The sequence below is a fragment of the Burkholderia sp. PU8-34 genome, from assembly GCF_053427725.1.
The window spans coordinates 453,502-464,928 of record NZ_JBSAXC010000005.1 but is presented as its reverse complement, the minus strand read 5'-3'; the positions used below and the strand labels follow the sequence as shown (position 1 = coordinate 464,928).

The 11,427-nt window shown below is 66.2% G+C and carries 7 protein-coding genes and 1 pseudogene; 3 read left to right on the top strand and 5 right to left on the bottom strand.

What is annotated here, in order from left to right; translation table 11 throughout:
* Nucleotides 1-163, bottom strand: a pseudogene (locus ACV22Z_RS16120) (alcohol dehydrogenase catalytic domain-containing protein); the annotation flags it as partial.
* A gap of 371 nt (nucleotides 164-534) precedes the next feature.
* The gene (locus tag ACV22Z_RS16115) at nucleotides 535-2,211 is read right to left on the bottom strand and encodes a xylulokinase (RefSeq protein WP_448077281.1); all 1,677 of its coding nucleotides are present in this window, start codon (nucleotides 2,209-2,211) and stop codon (nucleotides 535-537) included.
* A 429-nt stretch (nucleotides 2,212-2,640) separates the two neighbouring features.
* Between ACV22Z_RS16115 and ACV22Z_RS16110 the strand changes: the two genes are divergently transcribed.
* Nucleotides 2,641-4,014 (top strand): nucleobase:cation symporter-2 family protein, encoded by a 1,374-nt coding sequence (locus tag ACV22Z_RS16110; protein ID WP_448077280.1) that lies wholly within the window; start codon nucleotides 2,641-2,643, stop codon nucleotides 4,012-4,014.
* 24 nt (nucleotides 4,015-4,038) lie between these two features.
* Nucleotides 4,039-4,263 (top strand): hypothetical protein, encoded by a 225-nt coding sequence (locus tag ACV22Z_RS16105; RefSeq protein ID WP_448077279.1) that lies wholly within the window; start codon nucleotides 4,039-4,041, stop codon nucleotides 4,261-4,263.
* 69 nt (nucleotides 4,264-4,332) lie between these two features.
* Here the strand turns inward: ACV22Z_RS16105 and ACV22Z_RS16100 are convergent, their stop codons facing one another.
* From ACV22Z_RS16100 to ACV22Z_RS16090, 3 genes are read right to left on the bottom strand one after another with little or no spacing between them, the layout of a single operon-like run.
* Entirely contained in the window at nucleotides 4,333-5,871 is a 1,539-nt protein-coding gene (locus ACV22Z_RS16100; RefSeq protein ID WP_448077278.1) for an efflux transporter outer membrane subunit, read from the bottom strand.
* Complete coding sequence (locus ACV22Z_RS16095; protein WP_448077277.1) at nucleotides 5,871-9,071, bottom strand: efflux RND transporter permease subunit; 3,201 nt, start codon at nucleotides 9,069-9,071, stop codon at nucleotides 5,871-5,873. The genes ACV22Z_RS16100 and ACV22Z_RS16095 overlap by 1 nt, the downstream gene beginning before the upstream one ends.
* Before the next feature lie 15 nt (nucleotides 9,072-9,086).
* Nucleotides 9,087-10,379 (bottom strand): efflux RND transporter periplasmic adaptor subunit, encoded by a 1,293-nt coding sequence (locus ACV22Z_RS16090; RefSeq protein ID WP_448077276.1) that lies wholly within the window; start codon nucleotides 10,377-10,379, stop codon nucleotides 9,087-9,089.
* Between the two features lie 399 nt (nucleotides 10,380-10,778).
* Between ACV22Z_RS16090 and ACV22Z_RS16085 the strand changes: the two genes are divergently transcribed.
* Entirely contained in the window at nucleotides 10,779-11,420 is a 642-nt protein-coding gene (locus tag ACV22Z_RS16085) for a TetR family transcriptional regulator (protein WP_448077275.1), read from the top strand.
* Nucleotides 11,421-11,427 lie beyond the last annotated feature (7 nt).

Sequence of the window (11,427 nt, the reverse complement as noted above, 5' to 3'; positions counted from 1 at the left end):
GCCCCTCCGGATCCGCGCCCGACAGCGTGTAGTAGTCGGTGTGGCAGATGCCCGTCGCCTTCACCTCGATCAGCACTTCGCCCGCGCGCGGCCCTTCCAGATCGACTTCCTCGATCGTCAGCGGGGCCCCGGCTTTCCACGCAATCGCGGCTTTCGTCTTCATCGTGTGACTCCTATCAAGTGTGTCGGCCTGAGTTAGCGCTTTAGCGCTTACTCAGGCCCCATGCTTCGCGGTCGGCCTGAGTTAGCCCTTTAGTGCTTACTCAGGTCCCATGCTTCGCGGTCGGGCCCGAGTTGGCGCTTTTGCGCCTGTCGACCGGAGTGAGTGCTTTAGCACTCGCTCCGGCCCCGCGCAAAGCGCGCTCGGGCTCCATGCAAAGCTGAACTGGCCGCGCCGCGCATCGTAGCGCGCAGCACGGCGAAAGAAAAACGTGCTCGCCATGATGGCCGATCGCCGCGCGCGCCGCGTGCGGGAAACGGCCGTCGGGTTGCCTGCATGCGTCATCGATGACGCAAAACGACAAGTGCCCGAGTTTAAAGATCTGTCACGAACCACGCATCCGTTCGCGCGTACAGATCGACGAACCGCGCGTAGCGCCCCGCCAGCGCGCGGTCGCCTGATGGCGCGGCGGCCGGCGAAGCGGCGGGCGCCAGCGTGCGCAGTTCGTCCTCTCGCCAGTGACCGATCGCGACGCCACCCAGCAGCGCCGCGCCGCGAGTCGCCGCATTCGGGCAGTCAACGGCGTCGAGCGACGCGTCGAGCGCGTCCGCGAGCAACTGGCGCCAGCGCGGATCGACCGAACCGCCGCCGGCGAGCCGCAGCGATGCAACCGGCACACGCGCGGCGGTCTCGGGTTCCGCCAGTCCCGACGCGCTGTCGGACCCCGATCCCGAACGGGAAGCAGCGAACCTCGGATCGCCCGCTGCACGCGCGGCCGACGCGTCGCCGCCGCCGGACAGATCGACCGCCCCCGGATGATTGGATCCCGGATGGCCATACCCCGGATGGCCGGATCCCAGATCGCCGTACCCCGGATGGTCGGCCCCCAGATGGCCGTACTCCGGATGGTCGGCCCCCCGATGGCCAGCCCCCCGAATCGCATCGAGCCCCGCGCGCAACGCAAATGCAACACCTTCGAACGCCGCGCGCATCATCGCACCGCGCGTGTCGCCGAGCCCGAGACCAAGCCAGCCGCCGCGCGCATCCGGATTCATCCACGGCGAGCGTTCGCCGGTCAGGTACGGCAGAAAGCACAGCCGTTCCGAAGCGGGCTGCGCGAACGCGTCGTCGTACGCGGCCGGCCAGTTCGCGTAGCCGAGCCAGCCGCGCACGGCTTCGAGCGCGAGCCCGACGTTCTGCATCGCCGCCATCGTGTAGTACCCGTCGCCTGCCGCCGCGCGGTAGCGATGCAGGCCGCGCCGCGTGGCCGGCAGACGGTCCGCGAGCACGACGATCTGCCCGCCGCTGCCGGTCGTCAGCAGGGCGTCGCCATCCGCGACGAGGCCGCTGCCGAGCGCCGCACACGCGGTGTCGGCCGCGCCAGTGGCAAGCGGCACGCCGGCCGGCAGGCCGAGCGCGGCGGCCGCGGCGGCGCCGATCACGCCGCACTGCGCGCCCGACGCGCGCACCGGCGCGAACAGCGCGTGCGGCAGGCCGAATGCATCGAGCCGCTCGGTGTCCCATGCGCCGTCCGGCGTCGCGAGCGCGGTCGCGCACGCATCGCTCGGATCGGCCGCGACGTCGCCGCCCAGCGCGATGCGCAGCCAGTCCTTCGGCTGCACGGCCCAGCGCGCAGCGCGCAACGCCGCCGGTTCGTGCGCGGCGACCCAGCGCAGCAGCGGGCCCGCCATCCCAGGCGCGACAGGGTTCGACGCGTCGGGCCAGTCGCGCGGGTCGGCATCGCGGATCGCGCGTGTATCGGGCCAAAGCAGCGCCGGCCGCACGGGATGGCCGGCCGCGTCGATCAGCACGACGCCGTGCATTTGTCCGGAGAAACCGATCGCCCGCACCTGCGCGCGCTCGTCCGCAGGCAGCCGCGCGGCCGCGCGCACGAGCGCCTGCCACCAGGTGTCCGGCGCGATTTCCGCCCAGCCCGGCTGCGGCGACGACAACGCATAAGGTTCGCTCGCGACCGAGCGTTCGACGCCGTCGGCATCGAGCGTGACGAGTTTCACCGAGCCGGTGCCGAGATCGATTCCGAGCAAGCGCATGACGAAGCGACGATACGAAGTAAAGGAGTCTGATGATAGCGGGATCGGCCGTCGCGCCCCATTAATTCCGATCACGACATTAACGATGACGACGGCCGGCGCCAACGCGGTTGCACATGCCGTCGAAAATCCGCGTTCGCGGGTTAACCCGTTGCGATTTTCCGCGACCCGAAATGCCCATTATTCCCGAAGTGCGATACACACCATAAGGCCGCCTATATTTGACAGGGGGGCCGACGCTATTTTGGAGGGCTATAAAACCGGGAAACGTCACTCCTGCGGCAGATCCCCGATGCACGACACCCTTCAGCATGCCGAATTGGCATATCGAACCTGCAAAGAACGGAATAGAACCCAGTGCTCTTGTTGGGAGGTGGCATTACGCATAACTTCGTACCACCCTGAAAACAAGATCATGGAGTGAGACAGATGCAATCGAACACGGTCCATCCGTGCGATGAAGTGTTGCCGACCGGCAAGCTTGTAACGCTTGGTCTTCAGCACGTCCTCGTCATGTACGCCGGCGCGGTCGCCGTGCCGCTCATCGTTGGCGGCGCGCTCAAGCTGCCGAAAGACCAGATCGCGTTCCTGATCAGCGCCGATCTGTTTTCATGCGGCATCGCCACGCTGATCCAGACGCTCGGCCTGTGGATCTTCGGCATCCGCCTGCCCGTGATCATGGGCTGCACGTTCGCGGCGGTCGGCCCGATGGTCGCGATCGGCACGAACCCCGGCCTCGGCATTCTCGACATCTTCGGCTCGACGATCGCGGCCGGCATCATCGGCATCGTGCTCGCGCCGATGATCGGCAAGCTGCTGCGCTTCTTCCCGCCGGTCGTCGTCGGCACGGTGATCTCGGTGATTGGCCTGTCGCTGATGGAGGTCGGGATCAACTGGGCCGCGGGCGGCGTCGGCAATCCCGAATACGGCAACCCCGTATACCTCGGCCTGTCGCTGCTCGTGCTCACGCTGATCCTGCTGATCAACAAGTTCGGCCGCGGCTTCATCGCGAACATCTCGGTGCTGCTCGGCATCGTCGCGGGCTTCGCGATCGCGTTCGCCATCGGCCGCGTGAACACGGACGGCGTCGCTGTCGCGCCGTGGGTCGGGTTCGTGATGCCGTTCCACTTCGGATTCCCGCATTTCGATCCGCTGTCGATCGCGACGATGGTCACGGTGATGTTCGTCACGTTCATCGAATCGACCGGGATGTTCCTGGCGGTCGGCGACATGGTCGAGCGTCCGGTCGACCAGCAGACGCTCGTGCGCGGCCTGCGCGTCGACGGCCTCGGCACGCTGATCGGCGGCATCTTCAACTCGTTCCCGCATACGTCGTTCTCGCAGAACGTCGGCCTGATCGGCGTGACGGGCGTGAAGAGCCGCTACGTCTGCGCGACGGGCGGCGTGATCCTGGTGCTGCTCGGCCTGTTCCCGAAGATGGCGCAGGTCGTCGCGTCGGTGCCGCCGTTCGTGCTCGGCGGCGCGGGGATCGTGATGTTCGGGATGGTCGCCGCGAACGGCGTGAAGGTGCTGTCGAAGGTCGACTTCGTGAACAACCATCACAACCTGTTCATCGTCGCCGTGAGCATCGGCATGGGCCTCGTGCCGGTCGTGTCGCCGCACTTCTTCTCGAAGCTGCCCGCCGCGCTCGCACCGATCCTGCACAGCGGCATCCTGCTTGCGTCGGTCACGGCCGTGATCCTGAACATCGTGTTCAACGGCGTGAAGGGCGAGAAGGAGGCGAAGTGCGACATCCGCCGCGCCGGCCACGATTTTGACGGGCGGCCGGTCGACATGCACTGATCACTGACGCGCGCATCGCGCCGCTTGACGGTGCTTCGTTCGATCGATGAAAACGCCACGGGCATCCCGTGGCGTTTTTCGTTGTGTGCGCCCGGCGTGACGTTCGGCATCGAACCGGCGGTCATGCAAACGACGGCATCACGTTGCGTGGACAACGAATTCGCGACGATGCGCGCGCAAAAAGAAAAACGCCACGAACTTTCGTCCGTGGCGTTGTTGCTTGCCGTGCATGGCGTGCGTGCCGCGTGACATCCCGCGCGCCCGACACCAGCAGGATCGACGCCGACGGTCGACGACCGTGGCGGTGATCCGTCGCGCTTACCCGTTCGTCGCAGCGGCCGACGCCGGCGCAGGCGCCGCCGCCTTGTCGTAGTCGACCGGCTGATCGGCCGGACGCGGCGTCTCGCCGGCCCGCTCGATCCAGCCGCCGCCCAGTGCGCGGTACAGGTCGACAAGGTTGGTCCAGCGCGCGAGCCGCGCGTTGATCAACGTCTGCTGCGCCGAGTACAGGTCGGTCTGCGCGGTCAGCACCGACAGGTAGCTGTCGACGCCGTTCTTGTAACGCAGGTCCGACAGGTCGAAGCGGCGCTGCTGTGCGTGCTCGTTGCGCTCGAGCGCGGCGATCTGCTGGTCGTACGTGCCGCGCGCGGCGAGCCCGTCCGACACTTCGCGGAACGCCGACTGGATCGCCTTCTCGTAGTTCGCGATCTCGATGCGCTTCTGCACATTCGCGAGATTCAGGTTCGCGATGTTCTGCCCGCCCTCGAAGATCGGCATCGTGATCTGCGGCGCGAACGACCACGCCGCGGTGCCGGCCTTGAACAGCCCTCCGAGCGTCGGGCTCGCGGTGCCGAACGCGCCCGTCAGCGAGATGCGCGGGAAGAACGCCGCGCGCGCGGCGCCGATGTTCGCGTTCGCGGCCAGCAGGGTCTGCTCGGCCTGCATGATGTCCGGACGGCGCGTCAGCAGATCCGACGGCAGGCCCGCCGGCACGTCGGCCAGCACGTTCTGCCCGTCGAGCGGCAGGCCCGGCGGCAGATCGTCCGGCAGCGGCTCCCCGATCAGCAGCGTCAGCGCGTTCACGGCCTGCGCGCGGGCTCGCGCCTGCGCCTGCTGGTTCGCGAGCGCCGTCTCGACGACCGTCTGCGCCTGGCGCAAATCGAGTTCCGTGCCGGTGCCGTTGTCGAACTGCAGCTTCGTCAGGTCGTACGACGCCTGCGCGGTCTTCAGCGTGTTTTCCGTGACCTTCAGCAGGTCGTCGGTCGACAGCAGCGTCAGGTACTGGTCCGCGACTTGCGACACGAGCGAGATTTCCGTCGCCTGGCGCGCATACGAGGTTGCGAGGTACTGCGCGAGCGCCTGATCTTTCAGGCTCTGCACGCGGCCGAACAGGTCGAGCTCCCACGACGCCGACAGCCCGACGTTGTAGGTGCGCGAGATGTACGGCGCGTTGAACTGCGAAACACTCTGCGGCACGCGCTGGATGCTGCCGCTGCCGGTGGCGTCGAGCGTCGGGAACAGGCCCGCGCGCGTGATCTGGTATTGCGCGCGCGACGCCTCGATGTTCAGCACCGCGACCCGCAGATTGCGGTTGTTCTTCAGCGCGATCTCGATCAGCCGCTGCAGGCGCGGATCGACGAAGAATTCACGCCAGCCGATGTCGGTCGCCGCCTGGCCGTTCGCGCTGCGCGCGCCGGCCGCGGTGGCCGGCTGCGTCGCATAGACGCCGCCCGACGGGAACGCACCCGCGACGGGCGCATCGGGCCGCTTGTAATGCGGCGCCATCGTGCAGCCCGTGGCGAAGAGCGCGGCGGCCAGTGCGACCGCGATTGCAGTCAAAGCATGTTTTTGCATCATCACTGCCCCTTCTTGTCGTCGTCGCCGTGGTCGCCCTTTTCCGCCTGATGCAGGTGATCCTGCGCAAGACGCAGCGCCTCGTCGACGTCTTCCTTCTCGCCGCTGAAGATCGCGCGGATCTTCACGAAGAACATCGGGATCATGAAGATCGCGAGGAACGTCGCCGTGATCATCCCGCCGATCACGCCCGTGCCGATCGCGTGCTGGCTCGCCGAACCCGCGCCGTTGCTGACCGCGAGCGGCATCACGCCGAGAATGAACGCGAGCGACGTCATCAGGATCGGACGCAGCCGCAGGCGCGCCGCTTCCAGCGCGGCCTCGATCGGCCCCATCTTCTCCGTTTGCTGCAGTTCGCGCGCGAACTCGACGATCAGAATCGCGTTCTTCGCGGACAGACCCACCGTCGTCAGCAGGCCGACCTGGAAGAACACGTCGTTCTCGAGGCCGCGCATCGTTGCCGCGAGCAGCGCGCCGATCACGCCGAGCGGCACCACCATGATCACCGAGAACGGAATCGACCAGCTTTCATACAGCGCCGCGAGACACAGGAACACGACGAGGATCGAGATCGCATACAGGATCGGCGCCTGCGAACCCGACTGGATTTCCTGGTACGACAGGCCCGTCCACGAATAGCCGACGCCGGCCGGCAGCTTCTTCGCGATCGTTTCCATCGCGGCCATCGCCTGGCCGGTCGACTTGCCCGGTGCGGCCTGGCCCTGGATTTCCATTGCCGAGATACCGTTGTAGCGCTCGAGCTTCGGCGAACCGTAGGTCCAGCGGCCGGTCGCGAACGCGCCGAACGGCACCATCCCGCCCGAGCCGTTGCGCACATACCAGATGTTCAGGTCTTCCGGCGTCATGCGGAACGGCGCGTCGGCCTGCACATACACCTTCTTGATCCGGCCATCGACGTCGAGGAAGTTGTTCACGTACTTCGACGCCCAAGCAATCGAGAACGTCTGGTCGATCGCATCAGCCGTCACGCCGAGCGCGTTTGCCTTCTCGCGGTCGATATCCACCTTGTACTGCGGCGTGTCGTTCAGGCCGTTCGGACGCACGCCCTGCAGCGTCGGATCCTTCGCCGCCATCCCGAGCAGCTGGTTACGTGCCGCCATCAGCGCATCGTGGCCGACCCCCGCGTTGTCCGTCAGCTCGAAGTCGAAGCCGGCGGCAGTGCCGAGTTCAGGAATCGACGGCGGATTGAACGGAATAACGATCGCGTCCTTGTAGCGCGAGTAGCGGCCGAACATCCGGCCGATCAACGCCTGGACCTTCTGGTTCGCATGCTGACGCTGCGCGTAGTCCTTCAGGCGGACGAACACGAGGCCCGAGTTCTGGCCGCGGCCCGCGAAGCTGAAGCCGTTCACCGTGAACGCGGATTCGACGATGTCCTTCTCGTCGTTCAGCAGGTAGTTCGAGATGTTCTCGAGCGTCCTGCCGGTGGTTTCCTGCGTCGAGCCGGACGGCGTCTGCACGATCACGAACATCAGGCCCTGGTCTTCATCCGGCAGGAACGACTTCGGCAGGCGCACGAACAGCAGGCCGACCGCGACGATCACGACCAGGTAGATGATGAGCCAGCGGCCCGAACGCTTGATCACGTGGTGCACGCCGACGTGATACTTGTCGCGGCTCTGGTTGAACGTGCGGTTGAACCAGCCGAAGAAGCCTTTCTTCTCTTCGTGGTGCCCCTGCGGGATCGGCTTCAGGATCGTCGCGCACAGTGCCGGCGTCAGAATCAACGCGACGAGCACCGACAGCACCATCGCCGACACGATCGTCAGCGAGAACTGACGATAGATCGCGCCGACCGAGCCGCCCGAGAACGCCACCGGCACGAACACCGCCGACAGCACGAGCGCGACGCCGACGAGTGCACCGGTGATCTGGCCCATCGCCTTCTTCGTCGCCTCCTTGGGCGACAAGCCTTCCTCGGCCATCACCCGCTCGACGTTCTCCACGACCACGATCGCATCGTCCACCAGCAGACCGATCGCGAGCACGAGACCGAACATCGACAGCGTGTTGATCGAGAAGCCCACGAGCGACATGATCGCGAACGTGCCGAGCAGCACGACCGGCACCGCGATCGTCGGGATGATCGTCGCCCGCAGGTTCTGCAGGAACAGATACATCACGAGGAACACGAGCACGATCCCTTCGAGCAGCGTCTTGACCACTTCCTCGATCGACAGGCGCACGAACGGCGTCGTGTCATACGGATACGAAACGACCAGGCCGTGCGGGTAGTACTTCGACAGCTCGTCGATCTTCGCGCGCACCGCCTTCGCGGTCGCGAGCGCGTTCGCGTTGGTCGCGAGCTGGATACCCAGCGCGGCGGACGGACGGCCGTTGAACTTCGTGTCGAAGTTGTAGTTCTCGCCGCCGAGGCCGATCTTCGCGACGTCCTTCAGGCGCACCTGCGAGCCGTCCTGGTTGACCTTCAGCAGGATGTTGCCGAACTGCTCGGGCGTCTGCAGCAGCGTCGACTCGGTGATCGTCGCCTGCAGCACGGTGCCCGGCACGGCCGGCGTGCCGCCGATCTGGCCGCCCGCGATCTGCACGTTCTGCGCGCTGATCGCCGACGAGACGTCCGACGGCGTGAGGCCGTAGTTGTTCAGTCGGGTCGGGTCGAGCCAGATCCGCATCGCATACTGCGAGCCGAACAGCGTGACGGTGCCGACGCCGTTGAGCCGGCTGATCGGATCCTTCACGTGCGACGCCACGTAGTTCGCGAGGTCGTACTTGTTCATGCTGCCGTCTTCGGACGTGAAGGCGAGCACCAGCAGGAAGCTGCTGCTCGACTTCGTCACCGACAGGCCGAGCTGCTGCACGACCTGCGGCAGAATCGGCGTCGCGAGCGACAGCTTGTTCTGCACCTGGACCTGCGCGATGTCGGCGTTGGTGCCCGGCGCGAACGTCAGCGTGATCGTCGCCGTGCCCGAGTCGTCACTCGTCGACGACATGTACAGGAAGTTGTCGAGGCCGCTCATCTGCTGCTCGATCACCTGCGTCACCGTGTCTTCCACCGTCTTCGCGGAAGCGCCCGGGTAGTTCGCGCTGATCTGGATCGATGGCGGCGCGATCGTCGGATACTGCGCGATCGGCAGCGTGAAGATCGCCGCGACGCCGGCCAGCATCAGGATGATGGCGATCACCCATGCAAAAATCGGGCGATCGATAAAAAACTTTGCCATGAAACAGGCTCCCTGTTATTGCGCGCCCGACGCAGCGGCGGACGAAGCCGCGGTGGCGCTTGCAGGCGCGGCACCCGATGCGGCGGCATTCGATGCGGCAGCGGGCGCACCCGACGACGCTTCAGCGGACGATCCCGCAGCCGGAGCACCCGACGCGGCGCCAGGCGCCGCCGCGAGCGTCGCCGGCACGGTCTTCACGGTCGCGCCCGGACGCACCTTGTCGATCCCTTGCACGATCACGCGGTCGCCCGCCTGCAGCCCGCCTTCGACCACCCAGTTCTGGCCCTGCATGCCGGTCGTCGTCAGCTGGCGCGGCGCGACCTTGTTGTCCGCCCCGACCACCATCGCCACCGCCTGACCCTTCTGGTCATGCGTGACGCCGATCTGCGGCACCAGGAACGCGTTCTCGTTCACGCCTTCCTCGATCCGTGCGCGCACGAACATCCCCGGCAGCAGCACGCGGCCCGCGTTCGGGAAGATCGCGCGGATCGTCACCGAGCCCGTCGCCTGATCGACCGTCACGTCCGAGAACTGCAGCTTGCCCGGCTCCGAATACGTCTTGCCGTCTTCCAGGATCAGCGACACTTTCGCCGCACCCGGGCCGCTCGTCTTGATCCGGCCGCTCTTCACGTCCTGGCGCAGCTTCAGCCCGTCGAGGCTCGATTGCGTCAGGTCCACATAGACCGGGTCGAGCTGCTGCACGGTCGACATCAGCGTCGCCTGGCTCGCCTGCACGTAGGCGCCCGGCGTGACCTGCGAGATGCCGACGCGGCCCGTGATCGGCGAGACGACGTCCGTGTAGCCGAGGTTGATCTGCGCGGTGTCGACCGCTGCCTTGCCGGCGGCGACGTCCGCCGCGGCCTGCCCTTGCGTGGCCACCGCGTTGTCGTAGTCCTGCTTGCTGACCGCGTTCGCGGCGACGAGCACCTTGTAGCGCGCCACGAGCGCGTTCTGCGTCGCGAGGTTCGCCTGCGCCTTCGCGAGCGTCGCCTTCGCGCTGTTCAGCGCCGCGATGTACGGCGCCGGATCGATCTTGTAGAGCCGTTGGCCGGCCTTGACGTCGCTGCCCTCGGTGAATTCGCGGCGCAGCACGATGCCGTCGACCCGCGCGCGCACCTGCGCGACGAGGAATGCATTGGTGCGGCCCGGCAGTTCGGTGAACACCGGTACGGTTTGCGGCTGGACGGTGACGACGCCGACTTCCGGCGTTTGCGGCGGCGGCGCCGCATCTTTTTTCCCGCACGCGGCCAGGAAAACGGCAGCCGTCGCGACAGTGATTAAGCGGTATGGAACCCGTTCGACGCGCATGGAGCGACCTCTGTGTGTAACCAATGGAATGAGTGCAGCGCCCGACAGGAGCGCAACACGGATGCGCCTCACGGCGCAGATCGAACACCTGAATTACTGGACTGCTAGATACAGCAAGCGGCACGAAACCTCCGTGCCGACGAGACGCCGCGAACTGCGGACAGGAACTTTGGCGGGAATCAGCAGAGTGGGATATTAACTGATTGCCACATTGGTCATTCGATCGTAGGGTGGCATTGTATATACATTCACGAATGTATGTAAAATGCCCCTCTCGCTGTCAGGACCGCCAAGTCTTACGAATTGTTACCAGCCGCAAGAATAGCCCGTTTGCGCGGCTGCGGCGAGGGTGCAAACCTTATTGTTCCGTCCCACTGATCGATCCATTCAGGCCTGCACATGGTCAGACGCACCAAGGAGGAAGCGCTTGCGACACGCAACAGCATCCTCGACGCCGCCGAACACGTCTTTTTTGAGAAAGGCGTGTCGCATACTTCGCTCGCCGACATCGCGCACCACGCCGGCGTCACGCGCGGCGCGATCTACTGGCATTTCGCGAACAAGGCCGAACTGTTCGACGCAATGTTCGACCGCGTCTTCCTGCCGATCGACGAGCTGAAGACGATGCCCGCCGACGCGCCGGGCGGCAATCCGCTCGACAAGATCCGCAAGATCCTGATCTGGTGCCTGCTGGGCGTGCAGCGCGACTCGCAGCTGCGCCGCGTGTTCAGCATCCTGTTCATGAAGTGCGAATACGTCGCGGACATGGAGCCGCTGCTGCAGCGCAACCGCGCCGGGATGAGCGAGGCGCTGCACGCGATCGACGCCGATCTCGCGGTGGCCGTGCGGCAGAAGCTGCTGCCCGAGCGGCTCGACACCTGGCGCGCGACGCTGATGCTGCATACGCTCGTCAGCGGTTTCGTGCGCGACATGCTGATGCTGCCCGGCGAAATCGACGCGGAACGGCACGCGGAAAAGCTCGTCGACGGCTGTTTCGACATGCTGCGGTACAGCCCGGCGATGCTGAAGGACGAGGATTGATCGAACC